Raw genomic sequence first — 17,076 nt, 5'->3', positions numbered from 1 at the left:
CGCCGCGCTGGGACTGTTCGTGGCCGGGGGCGCCGTGTCGATCACGCACGGCATCAGCCAGCTGCACGACCCCGAGCCGCTGGCCTACGTCGGGGTGGGCTATGCCGTGCTGGCCGTGTCCTTCCTGCTGGAGGCGGTGTCGTTCCTGCGGGCCGTCGGTCAGGCCGGGCAGGCCGCGCGGGCGCTGCACCGGGACCTGATCGAGTACGTCATGGCGACCTCGGACCCACGCTGCGCGCCGTGTTCGCCGAGGATGCCGCCGCGTTGATCGGTCTGCTGCTGGCTACCGCGGGACTGGCCGCCCATCAGGTCACCGGCTCGGCCGTTCCGGACGCGCTCGGCTCGATCCTGGTCGGCGTGCTGCTCGTGGTGGTGGCCGTCGTCCTGATCAACCGCAACCGCCGGTTCCTGGTCGGGCAGCAGGCCCACCCCCAGGTCCGGACCGCCGTCCTGCGGGCCCTGCTCGATCTGCCGGAGGTTGCGCGGGTGACCTCCCTACGGGTCGACGTCGTCGGGCCACGGATGATCTGGGTGATCGGCCATGTCGATCTCGCCGGCGACGAGGTCGAGTCACGCCTGGCGATCCGGCTACGCGCCTGCTGTCGGTCATCGAGGAGACCGCCCGGGATGCCTCCGCACTGCCTGTCCGATAGCCCCCAGTGCCGCCGAACGCGCGGCTGAAGATGATGGCCTACGGCCACAAGACCGAGTACCGGCTGCGGGTGCGTGCACAGGTGGTGCTACACGCCGCGCGTGGACGCTCCAACGCGCGCATCGCCCGTCAGACGGGATTGCACCTGGACACCGTGCGCCGCTGGCGGAACCGCTTCGCCGAGCACGGGCATGTCGGGCTGTCCGACCGCCCTCGCGCTGGCCGCCCGCCCATCTTCACCGCGCTGCAGCGGGCCGAGGCCAAGGCGCTGGCCTGCCGCTAACAACGGAACTTCTGGTGGAACGGCGCATAGACACCGTCCGATCTATCAGGAGCTCCCCATCTCCGCCCCAAAGGTCCTCCACCCCTGCCCAGCTCAGAAACAGGCGTTAACGACCAGCTCAGGGACTTCCTCGAACTCCGTTTTAAGATGCGGCGTATCCACGTTGTCCCAGTCTGGCCGGCCCTCACTGCGATCGATCTATCGCCGGACAAGTCGGCGAGACTTCTGGAAGCGTTAAGCGTATCCCGGCGTCGAATTGCCATAAATAGATTCTCCAGTGTGCCGAGTTCGCTGGTGCGGTCGCCACTTTCGGCGAACGCAGCGGCGGATTCGCGGTACGCATCGATCGCCTCATCGAACCGCCGTACGTCAAACATGGCGGTCCCCAGATTATTCAACGCAATGCCTTCGGCGTTCCGCTCACCTGTTCTCGAGAACATAGTTTGGGCGCGAGCGTGCGCCTTTGATGGCGGCCTTGTACCGTCCCAGTTCGCCAAGCACGATGCCGAAATTTCGTCGGACGATACGTCGGTGCTCATGGTCGCATAGGAACAAGACTCTGGCCGCCCGGCAGCAGACGCGACGCCACCAGTGGTGAACTACTCGCTGGGGGTACTCACGTCGGCACAGAGTGCTCGTTGCGTATGTCCGGGTCTGATGGGATGTGGCCTTGTGCGCGCCAGCGGCGCAGCACGGTGCGGCCGTAGTTGTTGGTCCCGGCGATGCGATCCAGTTCCGCGCCGGTGGGGGTCCGTCCGCAAGCCTGTTCGCCGAGGACGTGTTCCCACAGGTGTGCTCGGCCCGTGACTTGGCGGGGGAGGCGGATCTCGGCGTGGCGGAGTGCTCCACCACGACGCCGGCAAGATGTGGCAGCAGTACGTTCAACCACTGATCATCACACGCCGACCATGATCACAAACACCCGATCAGCACCGGCCACCAGGTCAACGAAGTTGATCACGCAACCTGGGACAGAGCCGCTGCCGAGGCAGGGAGGATGGCCAGCCTGCGGCCGGATCTCAGGCGCAGCCCGAACACGTCGCGAAGGGTCACGGTCAATTCGCCATGTGTCCACGTTGCGAACCGCACACGAACGCCGGTACCACCGGTTGACCGGTACCGGCCGCGACGTCGCGCTGACAATGGCCGATTCTGCGACGTCGGCCACCGAGGATCACGGCCAGGCTTGTCACCACTGCGCTTGCGCGAGAGGTGAGCCACCAACCACCCATCCAGATGTCGGCGGCCTAGGTCGTCGTGACTGACCGGGAGGTTCGCGCGTTATGACCTTGGCCTCCCGCTCCTCCTCGAGTCCCGATCCGGGAAGTCTGATAGCCGGATTCCCGCCCTGGTGCGCTGCTCGCCTACGGATTCGGTCGTACTGGTCGGCTTCACCGGCCCGCCGGACCTGACGGTGAAGCACGTCGGGCAGAATCAGGCCAGCGAGAAAGCTCCGACAATCGCGTCGACATCCAGCGACTCGGTGACGAGCGCGCCGAGCAACAGAATGGAAAAAGCCAGCGCCGGTTACGCCGGTCCGACAATTCTTTTGCGTCCACGAAGGCGAGTTCCGGGCGCGCGGCGCGGACCACATGAACAGGACCGAACAGTACCACCACGATGCTGGCCACGCGACGTCACCGTGCTGGCAGCCGGCGTAATTTCGGGTGAGTTCAACGAACACGCCCTCCCACAGCGGCAGCCAGCGATGCCGTGACGTCCGGGGAGAACAGGCTCGGTTTGTCACAGATATGTCCTGTAGGTGCGCTGTCCTGCGTCGAGGTTGGCGGTGTGACCTGGCGGAGTCACAAGCGACCGTGCAGCTTGTGGTTATCGGTGGCAATCTGCTGGCATTGGGGTGGTTGACCGCCCGGTGGCTTGTCATTACGGCTGGGGCGCGAATAGTGTGGTGTCGAGGGTGTTTGGCTGCGGTGCGCTTTATTCTTGCGGCACCGGGCAGTGTCCCCAGACCCCGGCCACCACGCCACCCCCGCATGTCCGTGGCTTATCGGTGCGGACTCAATTTCGGGTGGAAGGTTAATGATGAAATCGACAGCACGTAGCACTACAATAGGTCGGGCGGGCCGGGCCTTGATCGGTTTGGGCACCGCGGCCGGGTTTGTTCTTCTGGTTCCTGGTCAGGCGTGGGCGCTGCCACCGGGGTGCACCCAAAGCGGCGCCAATTTCACCTGCACCGCTGGGATTGCTGCCGGTCAAGTCTTGGACGGCACCGCCGGGAGCAACATCATCACTATCACCGGCGGTGCCGTGAACGGCACCGTGAATGGCCTGGCCGGCAACGACACGATCAGCGTCACCGGCGTCGCCGGTGACGCGGGCACCACCGGCTCCCCGGGAGCCAACGGCGACGCCGGCACCCAGGCGGGCAGCGCCGGTGGCAACGGCGGAGCGGGCAACGTCGGCGGTGCCGGCGTGGGGAGCACCGGCCGCATCGACGGCGGTCCCGGCACCGACAGCATCACCGTCACCGGTGGTGCCGGCGGTAACGGCGGCAACGGCGGCAACGGCGGGTCCGGATTCGCCTCCGGCGCCGGAGGCGCCGGCGGTAACGGCGGCGTTGGTGGGATCGGCGGTGCCGGCAACGCCGGCACGATCACCGGTGGCCCCGGCAACGACACCGCCACCCTGACCGCTGGCAAGGGCGGCAACGGTGGGCTTGGTGGCCTCGGCGGCGACAGCGGCGAGTTCGCAGGCGGCGCGGGCGCCGGGGGTATCGGTGGTGCCGGTGCCGCCGGCGGTGTCGGGAACTCCGGGACCTTCGCCGGCGATGTCGATTCCGGTGCCGACATTGTCACCGTCAACGGTGGTGCCGGCGGGACCGGTGCGGCTGGCGGTGCTGGTGGCTGTGGTCACGGCGGCGGCGCCGGTGGCATCGGTGGTGCCGGTGGTGCCGGTGGGGTCGGGAACTCCGGGACCGTCGGCGGCGGCGCGGGTGTGGACACCCTTCAGGCCACCGGGGGGCTCGGCGGCAACGGTGGCGCCGGCGGCAAGGGCGGCAACGGCTCGGCCGCCGTGCAGCCCGGTGGTGCCGGTGGCGTCGCCGGTGCTGGTGGTGCCGGTGGCATCGGCAACTCCGGCACCCTCACCGGCGGAACTGGCGTAGATGTCATCGCCGCTACCGGTGGCCAGGGCGGCAACGGCGGCGGTGGCGGTAACGGCGGCACCGGCTGCAGTGGTCCCGGCGGTGCCGGTGGCCTCGGTGGCGCCGCGGGTGCCGGTGGCATCGGCAACTCCGGAACCATCACCGAACCGGGCGACACCATCACCACTACCATCGGCGTCAGCGGCCTCGCCGGCGGCAACGGAATCGCCGGGATCAACAATGGCGGCATCTGCACCTGCTGACCAGCAGCGCCAACGGAATCAACAGAATCACGGGCAGCGGCAACGACACCGGCCAACACCGGACGTTGCCGCTGCCCTCCGGTTCACTGTCCGACACGCGAAACCGCCGAGCAGCTCGCTCAGCGGGTTCGCCCGCAATTCCGCGAGCGTATCGATCCCCGAAAGCGCAGCGACGTTGACGAGGTAGTCATCGACCAGCGTGCTGACACACCTGGTTCAAGTGATTCACTATCTCCGCTCGTGTGAACCCGCGGCGTCGACCGAAATACATCGCCGGCTCACAGTGAGCCCTTTTCATCCTGCGGTGAGTTCGTAGTTCTGTGGTACGTGGATGGCTTTGGCCAGTCGGCCGGCGCGGCGGGGGCAGCAGCGGAGTTTGCGCAGGATGCGCCGGGTCTTGAGTTGGGCGTTGGCGCGTTCGCCGGGGCCGGGTAGGCGGGCGTGGGCGCGGTTGGCGTCTTTCTGTGAGTCGGGCTTGTTGCGGCCTTTGTACGGGGTGATGATGTGCTCGCCGGTGGGGTCGTAGCCGTGGTAGCCCTTGTCGCTCAGAGCGGTCAGCCCGGCCTCGCGCAGCGCGGCCAGGATGTTCCAGATCCGTGCGGCCGACCCGCACGAGGCATTGACGCAGGCGTATCGGGCGATATGGACTCAGCAACGGAAACTGCTGCCACTACTGCTCGCGCATGCTGGACGGCTGATCCCCGACGTTGGCGCTGCGGGCGTGGACGCCTGGCTTAATTACCTGCTCGTGCGCTTCCAGGCGGCGATGGAATCCGAAAACATTGTCGCGCTTCGCTACGCGAGGGCGCTACAAGTCGATGCCGCGCGGTACAGTCCGCGTGGAGTTGCTGATCCACGGGTTCGGCGGGGAATGACTGGTCGCGGGCACATCCTGCAGATGTTCGGCCACTACGATGCGGCACTCCACTGTTACGCCCAGGCGATACAACATGCTACCCATTTCCAGTTCGCTGATGACGAATTCGCGGACGCCCAGTTGGTCTATGGCCAGGCAGCGCACGATGCACACGCCCAGGTGGTCTATACCGAAGCCTTACGGCAAGGAAGTCACGCCCGCGCCGTCGCGGCGCTCCGCCGCGTGCACATCATCGCAGACAGCGACGAGCGCATCGAACTCCAACTCACCAGAGAACGCCGAGCACTAGAATTCGCACTCGCGTTCGCAGTTCGACGCCAGGATCTTGTCCTCGCGGCTGCCAGCCGACGCGAGGAGGCGACCATCGAAGATCAGTTCCGGCGCTTCACCGAGTTGGCCGTGCACCACCCATCACCGAATCGCCAACTCTCCGCACACGACATCACGCTGCTCTACGCGGTGCTCACACGCGACGCAGGCCTGGCTGCCACCGCACGTAAGGCTTTCCAGCGGGTCAATGACACCATTGGCGGCTATTCGAACCTCAGCGACAGATTCAACACCAGACTTCGAACGGCGAAACAACTGTCCCATAAGTTCGACGATATCGCCGAAGTACACGGGCCGATCGACCCGCTGCGCAACCCACTCGCCACACCCACCCACCCAGCCGGCCTGCTCGTCAATGCGACTTGAATGTGCATGCCGATTGAGTGCATTATGCCGGGAGCTAAAGGCTGTCCCGTAACTCTGTTGGATCTTGATCGTTGATCATGGCGTGGAGAAGCTGATCAGTATGAACAAGCCCGAGTGGGTACCGGTGTTCACGGGTTTGTCGGAGGGCCAGTTCCGGAAGTTGGTGCGGGTGGTGGCCAGTCGTGGTGGTGAGTCAGTCGCGGATGGCCGGCCGGGCCGGCAGTGGGGTTTGCCGCTGGCGGACCGGGTTCTGCTGGTAGCGGTGTATTACCGCACGAACCTGACACTACGGCAGGTCGCGCCGCTGTTTGGGGTGTCAAAGTCGGCGTCGACGAACTGGCCCCGCTGCTGACGCTGGCTCCGATCACGCGCAATCACGGCCCGGACACGGTGCTGATCGTGGACGGCACGCTGGTCCCCACGCACGACCGGAGCATGTCGGCGTCCAGCAAGAACTATCGCTATTCGGTGAACATGCAGGTCGTCATCGACGCCAACACCCGCCTCACCGTAGCGATCGGACAACCGCTGCCCGGCAACCGCAACGACCGTCGCGCCTACACCGAGTCCGGCGTCGATCAACTGTGCCAGGGCGTCCAGGTGATGGCCGACGGCGGCTACCGGGGCAATCCGGACGTGATCATGCCCTACCGCAAGCCCAGCGAGGGCCAACCGCCGCCGCCGCAGTGGAACAAGATCTCGACAAGATTCACAAGCGTGTCCGTGCCCGCGTCGAGCATGCTCTGGCGCACCTGAAGTCCTGGAACATACTGCGCAACTGCCGCCGCAAAGGCCACGCCGTCTACAACGCCACGAGCGGAGTCGCCCTCCAGGCGATGAGCGTGGAGAGTATGAGGATGCTCTCGATGTAATCCAAGAAGAAATTACTCGTATTGACGCCCTCACCGCTGCGAGGAATAAGCGAATCACGCCGCAACTTGAAGCCAAAACCTGCCCGGTAGTCAGATGCCCTGGATGCTTGCAGTTGTCCCTGCCACGCGGTGCGGGTGTTGCCGGGCCGGACGACGGCGAAGAGTTCATTGACGTGCTGGGTGAACGCCCAGGTGGCCAGGGCGTGGGTGGTTTCGCTGGCGTAGCCGTTGCCCCAGGTGTCGGGGTGGAGTTGCCAGCCGATCTCCGGGTCCTCGTGGCCGGGTGGCAGTGGGAGCAGCAGGGCGCCGCCGATCACCCGGTCATCGGTGTTGCGGTGGATGGCCCAGCGGCCCGCCGGTGCGGCCAGCCCCCGTTCCAGCCGCCGCCCAGTAGCTTCGCGGGGCCCGAGTTCCACAGGTCCACCAAGATGGGCCCGGAAGCACCGAAAGCATGCCGAGCCGTTGCGCGGCGCGCCGAATCTATTGGTACTGCGCGAAGTTACGGTCGTCCCATCCCTTTGATCACTACGCCAGGGGCCAAAGCCTCTGCCGAATCGATGCCTGCGGCTCGCTCGGTGGCGTCGGTCAGTCGATGTTGCCTTCGATGGATGTGATCGTCGTGATTGGACAGTGGCGAGGCGCCAACCCGGCAGGCAGGGCGGGCCACTGCCATCCGAGGTGGGGCGGCATGACCTCGGGTTGGACGCGGTGGGCGGCGGTCCAGCCCGAGGATGCGGCGGACGCTAGGCGCCCCGGTGGCTGTGGCGTCGGCCGGACACGAGCCGCATGAGGAGGAAGAGGATGACCGCGCCGGCGATGGCGGTGAGCCAGGTACTGAGGTTGAAGAACGTGTTGAGGGTCTGTACGTGGAACAGCGCCTTGGCGAGGAACCCGCCAAGCAGCGCGCCGAGGATGCCGACGACCGTGGAAAGTAATAGGCCGGCCCGGCGTCCGGTCAGGTGTTCGGCGATGAATCCCGCGATGGCGCCGAGCACGATCCAGGCGATGATGCCCATGGTTTTCTCCTTTCGATCGCGGTCACTGCGGAATCGGGTGACCGTGACGTAGCGAGGTTTGCCCCAGGTTTGGCTGAGCTTGTCCGCGGTCACAGCGCTCGCCGACCCGATGGCCGAGTTCCTCGGCCATCGGTCGGCGTGGCCGCGGCCGTGCCGTCACGCTATTTCGGGGGTGGGGTGTCCTTGCGGGTCCCGATCGCGCCTTTCACGGTGTCGGCGGCCTTGTCGATCGCCTCGTCGATCTTGTCCTTGGCCTGGCCGAGCCGCTGTTTGGCCTCGTTGGTGGCCCGGTCGGCCCGGCCCTCGCGTTCCAGCTTCTTGTTGCCGGTGAGGGTTCCGGTGGCTTGCTTGATGCGTGCCTTCCACTGTTTGGTCTTCGCGCTCATTGCGGGCCTTCTTCCTTGTGGTGATGGTGATCCTGCGGGAGCAACGGCCTCCGTATCGGGCGGCTCGGCAACGAGCCCGGATCGAGGCGACGATCGCCTCGATCCGGTCCAGTGCAGCTCCGGCAGGCTGACGATGGCGAGTCCGACGGGTCGATGGGAACGGCGAGGTTGCCGTCGGCCGAACTCGCGCCGTGGACCGGGACCAGTGGCGGCCGGGGTGGGCTCCTCGAGCGGACCCTCCCGTGGTCACTGGCTCGCAAGCGCAGGGTGTGCCGCATCGCCGCCGCCTCGGTCAGCGCGGCGCGGCGGAATCGGTGTTGCTGCGCCGCAGTGCCACATAGCGCACCGGCCGGCGTGGACCGGGTAGCGCGAAGCGGCGGATCAGCATGGTCACCACCACCCCGAGGCCGAGCCATACCAGTGCGGCGAGGCCCTCGTTGAACAGGACCTGGGCCTTGGCGTTGGCCGGGGTGAACAGGCCGTCGAAACCGAGCGACACTCCCCCTGCGAAGCCTCGGACGAACGAGGCGACCCCGTTGGTCGGGTTCGCCTCGCCCAGGACCATGACGATGTGCGCGGCGAGTACCACCGCGAACAGGCTGCAGATGATGGTGATGATCGTGCAGCTCGCCCGAACCGTACGCGTGCGGTTCCACCGCCGCTGTTCGCGGTCCTCGGCTTCGGCCAGCGGCGATCCACCCGCTGGGGTTAACTCCACGAGACTGGGGTTGGGACTTGGATAGGCAACCGGGACGGGACCCGGGTCTGGGCCTGGCTCACGATTGGTCATGATTTGGCGTCCTTTCTCGCGGGTGATCCGGGCGACGGGATTCGGCACTCGCGCGGCCCAGTGGGTGCGAGCTGCCGCTCGCGGCACTGCTGCGCGGCGATGACCAGCAATGCCGGCCCGGTCACGGACACGACCGACAAGCCCGGCTGCCACGTCAACGGCCGTAACGATCGCGACGGGACGCTGAGCCGTACCCATGCCGTCACCCGGCGTGTCACGGGGGAACAACCACTGCAAGGACATGGGTTCCTCCGGTCATCGGAACTCTGCGTTCGACTGCCGGGGTCTGGGACAGCCCACCCATCCAAGGTGGCACCAGCACGCGCCGCCCAACACGACCCAAAGACCCCGGCCCGCAGGACAAAAGGCGCACGACAGGCCAGGCGGATACAGGAGCAGCGGAACCAGACCAATCCCGACCACGCGAGACGGACACCCCCGCAGCAACACGGCGACCCGGGCCGTGCCATCGTCGACGCGGTCGGCTGGATCGCGGCGAACCTACCCGTGTTCGCGCTGAACCTGATCCTGACCACCCCCACCGACCTGTGGGCCTTGCGCTACCCCGAAACCCACCCGCTCTACGTCCTGGCCCGACCCGCCGGCGGCCACCACGGCCGCCGCCACCTCGACCACGCCAGCCCCGCCGGCACGCTACGGGTCCGCTCCGGCGACCTGGCCACCGCACCCGCAACCGTGGTAGCCAGCGAACGCATGGACGAAGACCCACACTGGCGCCTCCTCGCCCCCGGCGAACTCCTCCACATCACCGCCGACCAACGCCAACGCCTCACCAGCCAGAACGCGATCGACCGGGCGCCCGCCCACCAGTTGACCCTCGTCGACCTGCACCCTCAGGCCGCCGCATCACAACAACCCAGCATCGGTACGAGGTAAACCGGCCAGCCAGGTCAGGCTGTTGAACGCCAGACCGATGATCGTGGTAACCGGCCAGACCAGCAGCAGAACAGCGATGAGCACCATCTTGGGGCTTCCGATCGGACGTGATGTCCGCGACCCGAAATCACGGCCGCGCGGCGGTCGCGTCGTGGGCGCGCAGGGGCGCGCCGATGGCGTGCAGGTAGCTCAGGATGTGTCTGTAGGAGCGGATGAGTCCGCTGTGGCTGTAGCTGATGTCGTGGGTGGTGCAGAAGTTCTGCACGAGGGGTTGCGCGCGGCGCAGGGTGGGTCGGGGCATGCTGGGGAACAGGTGGTGTTCGATCTGGTAGTTCAGCCCACCGAGGGCGAAGTCCACCCAGCGGCCACCGAGGACGTTGTGCGAAGTGAGGACCTGCTTGCGCAGGAAGTCCAGGGTGTTGTCCTTGGACAGGGTAAGCATGCCCTTGTGGTTGGGGGCGAAGGCGCATCCCATGTACAGACCCCACAGTCCCTGGTGGACCGCGATGAACACGACCGCCTTTGCTGGTGAGAGCACGAGGAACACCGCGGTGAGGTAGGCGAGGATGTGCGCGGTCAGCAGCACGGCCTCGAGCGTGCGGGCCTTCACCTCACCCCGCCACACGGCCTGGATGCTGGACCAGTGCAGGTTGAGGCCTTCCAGGAGCAGCAGCGGGAAGAACAGGAACGCCTGGTACTTCGCCATCCAGCGCAGGAAACCCTGCTTGGCCCGGCTCTGCCGCGGGGTGAACGCCAGCGCGGGAATGTCGAGGTCGGGGTCGGCGTCCTCGACGTTGGGGTTGGCGTGATGCTTGGTGTGCTTGCTGATCCACCAGCCATAGCTCAGGCCGACCAGCCCACCCATCGCCAGCCCGACCGCGTCGTTGCGGCGGCGGCCGCGGAAGATCTGCTTGTGCCCGGCGTCGTGGCCGAGGAAGGACACCTGGGTGTAGACCACGGCCAGAACCGCCGCGGTGCACAACTGCCACCAGGTGTCGCCCAGCAGGCCGAACACCACCCAGGTCGCGGCGAAGACCAACAGCGTGATCGTGCCCTTCACCGCGTAGTGCACCGGCCGCCGCCGCAACAGACCGGCCTGCTTGATAATGCGTGACAGTTCGGCGTAGTCGCTACCGTGTCGCGGACTCAGCGAACTGGGCGGACCCGACGACTTAACCGTACTCATCTCTACCTCCTCTGAACGTGAGTGTTTTCCAGGCATGTCAGGCGCGGTCTCTGAGCCTGCCGCCATCGCTTTCCCAGCGCTGCACAGCGGAGGACGAACCGTTCGACCCGCCGATCCCAGCGCCCGTGCCCGCGACGCGGGTGGGTGCGAGCAGCGTCTCGATGGTCTCGGCATTGCCCGGCTGGGACGCCCTGGCCAGCACCCGCTCCGCGGTCGCGGGATCAGTGCCCGGCGGGATGACCAGCAGGGTCAGCCGCTGCTGCCCGCCTCGCCCGATCACCGTCACGGTGTCCGCGGGCTGCGACCGGAACCCACCCAGCCGCACGACCCGACCGTCCAGCGCGAGGCGGCGTGGGGCCGGCTCCCAGATCGTCAGGTTGTAGGTGACCCGCTCGACCCGCCCCAGCCGAGCCGTCAGCATCGCCAGCAGCGGCACCAGCTCGGTGGGCAGGGCGCGCGACCCGGGCCACCATGCGCCGTCGACATACCCGGTCGGCGGGCCGTCCGGCTTCAAACACACCCGGTCGGTCCGTTCGACTGGTTGGCTCGCTGTGCGTGTGGGGATCGCCATGGGGACCTCCTCTCCATCGCGATCCCAGTCAAGCCGCACCAAGTGGGAACAACGAGAGACCTAGGTCCAGGATGATCGGGGCGAACGGACTCCCCTGCCGCGCTCCGGAACCCGCCCTGAGCGGTTGATGCGGCGGGTTCGGTGCCGCCGTCGTGCCCGCGTTGTCGCGATCGAGTGCGTTAGCCCTGTTCTGAATGGACTTTGGTCCCTGGTGGTCGCTCGCCGGGCGCGGCTCGATGGAGAGTGGCGGAGGAGTGCGTCATGCGGATGTCGGTCGTCACGGCTGTTGGTGAATCCGTCCGCGCCTGTGACGCCGTTGCCGCCGCGTGGTCGGAAAGCCCTTGGAACCACGCACGACTGAAGGAGACAGAGATGCTCGTTCTGATCATCGTCCTGCTCGCGGCCTGGCTCATCGTCGCGGTGATCGGGTTCGCGCTCAACGGGCTGCTGTGGCTGGGAATTGTGGGAATCGTCTTGTTCGTGGCAACCGCCGTGATCGGCGCGGTGCGTCGCAAGGCTCTGCGCCGGACTACCACGGGGTAGCTCGCCGCCGGTTCCGTCGCTCCCAGCGGGACAGTGGGTATCCATGGACGCGCGTGCGGCACCGTTCGCCGCGTGTTCGACCCTGTGTGAAACGGAAACGCACGTGGAAATGAGGGCTCAGTGGAACTTGTCTACCCGCCGGTGATCCTTGGCTGCAAGGTCCTGTTCCGGGTCCTCGACCTGAAGCTGGATCTGCGGGGCACCGGACACATCCCGGCCACCGGCGGCGCGGTGCTCGCCTGCACGCACGTCAGCTACCTCGATTTCATCTTCTGTGGGCTGGCGGCTCTGCCGGCCAAGCGCAGGACCCGGTTCATGGCCAAGGAACAGGTCTTGGCCAACCGGATCGCGGGACCACTGATGCGGGGGCATGCACCACGTCCCGGTCGACCGTTCCGCGGGGCAAGCCTCTTATCAGGCGGTGGTGGCCGCGCTGCGGGCCGGCGAGGTTGTCGGGGTGTTCCCCGAGGCGACCATCAGCCGGTCCTTCATGGTGAAGGCGCTCAAGACCGGTGCGGTGCGGATGGCCGCGCACGCCGGCATTCCGGTCATCCCGATGACGGTCTGGGGCGGTCAGCGGCTCTGGACCAAGGGCCGGCCGAGGAACCTCACCCAACGCCATGTCCCGATCCTGATCCGGGTCGGCGAGCCGTTCCAGCCGACCCCACAAGACGATGCGGAGGTACTCACCGGTGAGCTGCGCACCAGGCTGTCCGCGCTCCTGGACGCAGCACAACGTGAGTACCCCGAGAAACCGAAGCCGGGGGACGACCTGTTCTGGCTACCGGCCCATCTCGGCCATACCACTCCTGCGCGCATACGGACGCAACCAGCTCACGCAATGGCAGACCCAGCCATATTCACGCGCACACCTCGACTACCTGGCGACCCTGCCCTGACCGCGCCCGAAATGCTACAACGGCTCGGGGCTGTCAATTTAAATTGACAGCCCCTCTGGAGCGCGGGCTCGTGGTCGCGTGCGGCGGGTGTCGCGCGGTGTGAAGGTAATCGATCCGGGGTGCTGGTCGGCCATGAAACCGTCGCCGTGCTGGAATTCCAGCCCCAGTGTCGGCGCCCGTTGATCTGTAGGCGATGCCACGCTGATGGCCTCGTAGGGCGTTGCTGCCCGGAGTTGTCGATCGTGATGGGTGCAGACGATCAGTAGATCTTGCTCGCGCAGAGTTCCGACAGGATCGTGCGGTGATCGGTCGGCGTCCTCGCCCAAGGTGTCGGTTAGCAGGCCGGGGAGAGCGTCCAGGAGATGATCTTCGCGGTGGTAGACGTTGCAGGGTCCGTCGGCCGGTCGGGGTGTGGCGCTGGTGTAGCCGTGCCGGCAGCGGTAGCCGGGCCGGCCATGCACCCAGTGGGCATCCATCCGCCGCCCGCACACCCCACACACCGTCAGCCCGGCCAGCTGGAACTGACGGACGTCGCCGTCCTGGCTCGGTCGACCGGTGCGCATCCGCTGGACAGCCAGGAAGGTGGCGTCGTCGACCAGCGGAGCATGAGCGAGCTGCTCGGAGACTTCCCATTCGTTGACGGGGTTGCGTCGAACCGCACCGGAACCGCGGCCGCCGACCCGGCCGGTACCGCCGTGACCCTGGGTGCTGTGCCGGTTCCACACCTGCCGGCCGGTGTAGCGCGGATTCCGCAGAATCATCGCCACCGTCCGCACGATCCACCGCTGCTGCGTGCGGTGCGGATTGCGGGACGCGTCCGCGCTGGACGGGCACGGCACGGCACGGTCGTTGAGCTCGCGGACCAGCGAAGCGAGACTTCGGCCGCGGGCGCGCTGGGTGAACAACCATCGCACCCACGGCGCGGTCGCCGGATCTGGCTCCAGCCCGTGCACCCGCCGACCCACCGAGCATGCTCAGCGTTGGGATGCGCTCCACGATCCACCAGCCGATACCCGAACGGGGGCCGTCCGGCGAGAAACCGGCCCTGCACCCGGGTCTGGGCCCGCATGGCCGCCAGCACCCGCGCCCGGGCGCCGGCCACCTCCCGCTGGGCCTGGGCTCCCAGCACCACTCCTGGACGCCTCGGCCGGCCGCCGTTGACCGGCCTCTGGACGCTTCGGTAGCCGCGGCTTCAAGGCGACTGGGCAGGCAGTTAGGCTCGTTGGTGTCCAATCTTTCGGGTTTTTGAGCGGAAGTGTGCCGTGATGTCGTCCACTCGTACCGCCGACGGCCTGAATGCGCGCCCGGTCATCCCGACGCGGCCTCTGCCGAGCGCGGGTGTGAGCTGGTCATGAGCATGACCCAGGAACGGCTGGAGCGGTTCGAGGCCAACCGCCGTCGCTTGTTCGGGGTGGCGTACCGGATGCTCGGAGAGGCGTCTGAGGCCGAGGACGTGGTCCAGGACGCCTACCTACGCTGGGAGCGTAGCGACAGCGCGGTCTCGCCGGAGGCGTGGTTGACCAAGGTGGTCACCAACCTGTGCCTGGATCGGCTCACCTCGGCGAGGGCGCAGCGGCAACGCTACGTCGGTCCATGGCTGCCCGAGCCGGTCGGCACCGGCGGCGATGCGCTCGACCCGTTCGAGGCTGTGGAGCAACGGGAACTGCTCTCGCTGGGGATGCTGGTACTGCTGGAGCGGCTCACCCCGGCCGAGCGGGCGGTATTCGTACTGCGTGAGGCCTTCGGTCACAGCCACCGCGAGGTCGCGGAGATTCTGGATGTGAACGATCCGCACGTGCGGCAGTTGTACCGCCGGGCGCAGCAGCATATTGCCACGGCGCGAAAGCGGTTCACCCCCACTCCCGAACAGCACCGCAGGCTTCTGGAGCGGTTCCTGCAGGCCACCCTGGACGGCGACGTACCGGAGCTGGAGCAGCTGCTGGCCGACGACGTGGTCGCCTGGGCCGATGGCGGCGGCAAGGCGCCGGCGATGCGGCGCCCGGTGGTCGGCCGGGACCAGGTTCTGCGCTACCTGCTCGCCCTGTCCGAGTACGCCCAGCGGATCCGCATGACGCCGGACGTCGTGAACGGGGAACCCGCACTCGTCGTGTATCTGGACGGCCAGCTGGCCGGCGTCACCGTCCCGGAGTTCGACGGCGACCGCATCGTCGCCATCCGCACCGTGACCAACCCGGACAAGCTGGTCTTCCTGACGAAGCAGAAAGTCTGATCGTTTCTCTGGTCGCGTTGTCACGAATCGCCTCCCTCGCCCGTTCATCCGGTGCCGAACGACAAAAGGGAGACCATTCGTGACGACGACACCGCACATCGCGGTCCTGGGTGCCGGATACACCGGTGTGGCGACCGCCAAACTGCTCGCCAAGCGCACCGGCGCGACCGTCACGGTAATCAATAACCGTGACCGGTTCGTGGAGCGGATGCGCAACCACCAGCTCGCCTCCGGCCAGCAGGTGCGGCACATGCCGCTGCGCGATCTGTTCAAGGGCACCGGCATCCGGCTGATCATCGACCAGGTCATGCGCATCGACGCGGACGAGCGGCAGGTGGCGCTCGCGAGTGGCGCCGAGCCGGTCCGCTACGACCTTCTTGTGTACGCGCTGGGCAGCCACGCCGACCTGGACGCCGTTTCCGGCGCGGCCGAACACGCCCACGCCGTCGCCGTCGCCGAGCAGGCCGAGCGACTGCGCGATCAGATGCGCACCGCCAGTACAGTCGCCGTGGTCGGCGCCGGCCCGACCGGCCTGGAGACGGTCACCGCGCTGGCCGAGACCTACCCCGACCGCTCGGTGCGACTGGTCACCAGCGGCGGCCTGGGCGACACGCTGTCCGAACGTGGCCGGGAGCACCTGCACCGCGCCCTCGACCGCCTCGGCATCCAGGTGCTGGAGCACGCCAAAGTCACCAAGATTGACACGGACGGGCTGCTGTTGGAGGACGGCAAGCACGTCACCGCCGACGCGGTTGCCTGGACCGCCGGCTTCACGGTCCCGAAGCTGGCGCACGAGGCCGGACTGGCCGTCGACGACCGCGGGCGCATGCTCGTAGACGGGACCCTGCGCTCACTGTCGCATCCGGACGTCTACGGCATCGGAGACGCCGCGGCCGCGCATACCCAGGACGGGCACGTGCTGCGCATGGGCTGCGGGCCCGGGGGCCTGGCCGCCGCGTGTGCCTTCCACGCGATCACCAACCGCTTGGCCGGGCGCATCCCCAAACCGCTTCGCGTCACGACCGACGCCCTGTGCATCAGCCTCGGCGAGCGAGACGGCATCCTCCAGCCCACCGACCTCGACGGCAGCCCACGCGGCAAGGTGCACACCGGCCGCCCGGTCGCGATGATCAAGAAGGCGGTCCTCCGCGCCACCGGATGGTACAACCTTCGCTACCCCACCCTCGCGGTTGTCGCCGCCCGGCAAGGATGACGCACCGCCGGATCCTTCGCCTCGGACGGTGGCGCTCTCAAGCCGGGACATGATGCTCCGCTGAGCGTTACGAGCCAACTTGTTGGGGCCGAAAATGGCGGCCCACCCAGCACGGATCAAGCGGCAACCCCGACGGCCGCGGCTGCGCCGGCTCGTGGCCGGGATTGGCCGGAGGCTCGTCGCCGCAGACGCCGTCGACGAGGGCGGTCCGCTATCGGGGGAGAACGCGACCGCCATGTTCGCACCACTGTCCATATGAGATGGATGTGCGATACGAACTGCGGAGACCTGGTCGGACGCGGCTATTTCACCCGGAGGCTCGGCGGGTGCCAGAATGCGGCATGACGTCAGTGACGGCCAGTCGGTCCATTCTGTTCATCGGCGGGAGTGGGGTCATCAGTCACGCGAGCGTGGCGCGTGCCGTCCGGTTGGGGCATCGGGTCACGGTGCTAAACCGAGGCCGGACCAGCGTCCGGCCGGTGCCCGAGGACGTCGAGAACCTGGTGGCCGACGCGGAGGACGGCGACGCGGTGGCCGCCGCGCTGGCTGGGCGCGAGTTCGACGTGGTCGCCCAGTTCCGGGCGTTCTCGCCTGCACAC

At 67.4% G+C, this 17,076-nt stretch carries 16 protein-coding genes and 3 pseudogenes; 11 read left to right on the top strand and 8 right to left on the bottom strand.

Features of this window, described 5'->3' with window-relative positions:
• From VFV67_RS33020 to VFV67_RS33005, 4 genes are all read left to right on the top strand, one after another.
• Nucleotides 1-268, top strand: a 268-nt coding sequence (locus tag VFV67_RS33020) for a hypothetical protein (RefSeq protein WP_326474635.1), incomplete at its 5' end; no start/stop codon positions are given.
• Complete coding sequence (locus tag VFV67_RS33015; protein WP_326474634.1) at nucleotides 241-681, top strand: hypothetical protein; 441 nt, start codon at nucleotides 241-243, stop codon at nucleotides 679-681. The genes VFV67_RS33020 and VFV67_RS33015, both read left to right, overlap by 28 nt.
• On the top strand, nucleotides 660-935 hold the full coding sequence (locus tag VFV67_RS33010; protein ID WP_326474633.1) for a helix-turn-helix domain-containing protein: 276 nt from the start codon (nucleotides 660-662) through the stop codon (nucleotides 933-935). The genes VFV67_RS33015 and VFV67_RS33010 overlap by 22 nt, the downstream gene beginning before the upstream one ends.
• Before the next feature lie 2,268 nt (nucleotides 936-3,203).
• On the top strand, nucleotides 3,204-4,301 hold the full coding sequence (locus tag VFV67_RS33005; RefSeq protein ID WP_326474632.1) for a hypothetical protein: 1,098 nt from the start codon (nucleotides 3,204-3,206) through the stop codon (nucleotides 4,299-4,301).
• Nucleotides 4,302-4,595: 294 nt separating this feature from the next.
• Here the strand turns inward: VFV67_RS33005 and VFV67_RS33000 are convergent.
• A pseudogene (locus VFV67_RS33000) lies at nucleotides 4,596-4,907 on the bottom strand (IS5/IS1182 family transposase); the annotation flags it as partial.
• On the opposite strand from VFV67_RS33000, the gene VFV67_RS32995 reads away from it, so the two are divergent.
• The gene (locus VFV67_RS32995) at nucleotides 4,885-5,874 is read left to right on the top strand and encodes a hypothetical protein (RefSeq protein ID WP_326474631.1); all 990 of its coding nucleotides are present in this window, start codon (nucleotides 4,885-4,887) and stop codon (nucleotides 5,872-5,874) included. The pseudogene VFV67_RS33000 and the gene VFV67_RS32995 sit on opposite strands and share 23 nt — an antisense overlap.
• 82 nt (nucleotides 5,875-5,956) lie before the next feature.
• Nucleotides 5,957-6,746: pseudogene (locus tag VFV67_RS32990) on the top strand (transposase).
• On the opposite strand, the gene VFV67_RS32985 reads toward VFV67_RS32990, so the two are convergent.
• From VFV67_RS32985 to VFV67_RS32970, 4 genes are all read right to left on the bottom strand, one after another.
• The gene (locus tag VFV67_RS32985; RefSeq protein ID WP_326474630.1) at nucleotides 6,677-7,162 is read right to left on the bottom strand and encodes a GNAT family N-acetyltransferase; all 486 of its coding nucleotides are present in this window, start codon (nucleotides 7,160-7,162) and stop codon (nucleotides 6,677-6,679) included. The pseudogene VFV67_RS32990 and the gene VFV67_RS32985 overlap by 70 nt on opposite strands.
• A 327-nt stretch (nucleotides 7,163-7,489) precedes the next feature.
• Nucleotides 7,490-7,762 (bottom strand): GlsB/YeaQ/YmgE family stress response membrane protein, encoded by a 273-nt coding sequence (locus tag VFV67_RS32980; protein WP_326474629.1) that lies wholly within the window; start codon nucleotides 7,760-7,762, stop codon nucleotides 7,490-7,492.
• Nucleotides 7,763-7,923: 161 nt separating this feature from the next.
• Nucleotides 7,924-8,148, bottom strand: coding sequence for a CsbD family protein (locus VFV67_RS32975; protein WP_326474628.1), 225 nt, complete (start codon nucleotides 8,146-8,148; stop codon nucleotides 7,924-7,926).
• 292 nt (nucleotides 8,149-8,440) lie between these two features.
• A complete protein-coding gene (locus VFV67_RS32970) occupies nucleotides 8,441-8,866 on the bottom strand; it encodes a hypothetical protein (protein ID WP_326474627.1) in 426 nt (141 codons plus the stop codon).
• Nucleotides 8,867-9,037: 171 nt separating this feature from the next.
• Here VFV67_RS32970 and VFV67_RS32965 point away from each other — a divergent pair, with 171 nt between their 5' ends.
• Nucleotides 9,038-9,835, top strand: coding sequence for a hypothetical protein (locus VFV67_RS32965; RefSeq protein WP_326474626.1), 798 nt, complete (start codon nucleotides 9,038-9,040; stop codon nucleotides 9,833-9,835).
• A gap of 127 nt (nucleotides 9,836-9,962) precedes the next feature.
• Here the strand turns inward: VFV67_RS32965 and VFV67_RS32960 are convergent, their stop codons facing one another.
• Together VFV67_RS32960 and VFV67_RS32955 are read right to left on the bottom strand one after the other, a co-directional pair.
• Entirely contained in the window at nucleotides 9,963-11,021 is a 1,059-nt protein-coding gene (locus VFV67_RS32960; RefSeq protein ID WP_326474625.1) for an acyl-CoA desaturase, read from the bottom strand.
• A 37-nt stretch (nucleotides 11,022-11,058) separates the two neighbouring features.
• Entirely contained in the window at nucleotides 11,059-11,592 is a 534-nt protein-coding gene (locus tag VFV67_RS32955; protein ID WP_326474624.1) for a DUF5994 family protein, read from the bottom strand.
• Nucleotides 11,593-11,853: 261 nt separating this feature from the next.
• Between VFV67_RS32955 and VFV67_RS32950 the strand changes: the two genes are divergently transcribed.
• Both VFV67_RS32950 and VFV67_RS32945 read left to right on the top strand, forming a co-directional pair.
• Nucleotides 11,854-12,135, top strand: a complete 282-nt coding sequence (locus tag VFV67_RS32950) for a hypothetical protein (protein WP_326474623.1) — start codon at nucleotides 11,854-11,856, stop codon at nucleotides 12,133-12,135.
• A 120-nt stretch (nucleotides 12,136-12,255) separates the two neighbouring features.
• Nucleotides 12,256-12,946: pseudogene (locus tag VFV67_RS32945) on the top strand (lysophospholipid acyltransferase family protein); the annotation flags it as partial.
• Nucleotides 12,947-13,072: 126 nt separating this feature from the next.
• Here the strand turns inward: VFV67_RS32945 and VFV67_RS32940 are convergent.
• Nucleotides 13,073-13,987 carry a recombinase family protein gene (locus tag VFV67_RS32940; RefSeq protein WP_414636396.1) on the bottom strand — a complete coding sequence of 305 codons (915 nt, stop codon included), beginning with the start codon at nucleotides 13,985-13,987 and terminating at the stop codon, nucleotides 13,073-13,075.
• 398 nt (nucleotides 13,988-14,385) lie between these two features.
• On the opposite strand from VFV67_RS32940, the gene VFV67_RS32935 reads away from it, so the two are divergent.
• Both VFV67_RS32935 and VFV67_RS32930 read left to right on the top strand, forming a co-directional pair.
• The gene (locus VFV67_RS32935) at nucleotides 14,386-15,264 is read left to right on the top strand and encodes an RNA polymerase sigma-70 factor (RefSeq protein WP_326474621.1); all 879 of its coding nucleotides are present in this window, start codon (nucleotides 14,386-14,388) and stop codon (nucleotides 15,262-15,264) included.
• A 79-nt stretch (nucleotides 15,265-15,343) separates the two neighbouring features.
• Entirely contained in the window at nucleotides 15,344-16,477 is a 1,134-nt protein-coding gene (locus tag VFV67_RS32930; protein WP_326474620.1) for an NAD(P)/FAD-dependent oxidoreductase, read from the top strand.
• Nucleotides 16,478-17,076: the final 599 nt, after the last annotated feature.

The organism is Actinophytocola sp. (assembly GCF_035762905.1).
Taxonomy (GTDB): domain Bacteria; phylum Actinomycetota; class Actinomycetes; order Mycobacteriales; family Pseudonocardiaceae; genus DASYTH01.
Note: the sequence above shows the minus strand (reverse complement) of the source record. Positions and strands in the feature narration are given on the sequence as shown.

Bases quoted from the DNA above. Each gene is read 5' to 3' on its own strand.
- VFV67_RS32995 (WP_326474631.1), top strand. From the start codon at position 4,885: ATGTTCCAGATCCGTGCGGCCGACCCGCACGAGGCATTGACGCAGGCG.
- VFV67_RS32980 (WP_326474629.1), bottom strand. From the start codon at position 7,762: ATGGGCATCATCGCCTGGATCGTGCTCGGCGCCATCGCGGGATTCATC.
- VFV67_RS32975 (WP_326474628.1), bottom strand. From the start codon at position 8,148: ATGAGCGCGAAGACCAAACAGTGGAAGGCACGCATCAAGCAAGCCACC.
- VFV67_RS32965 (WP_326474626.1), top strand. From the start codon at position 9,038: ATGACCAGCAATGCCGGCCCGGTCACGGACACGACCGACAAGCCCGGC.
- VFV67_RS32960 (WP_326474625.1), bottom strand. From the start codon at position 11,021: ATGAGTACGGTTAAGTCGTCGGGTCCGCCCAGTTCGCTGAGTCCGCGA.
- VFV67_RS32955 (WP_326474624.1), bottom strand. From the start codon at position 11,592: ATGGCGATCCCCACACGCACAGCGAGCCAACCAGTCGAACGGACCGAC.
- VFV67_RS32950 (WP_326474623.1), top strand. From the start codon at position 11,854: ATGCGGATGTCGGTCGTCACGGCTGTTGGTGAATCCGTCCGCGCCTGT.
- VFV67_RS32935 (WP_326474621.1), top strand. From the start codon at position 14,386: ATGAGCATGACCCAGGAACGGCTGGAGCGGTTCGAGGCCAACCGCCGT.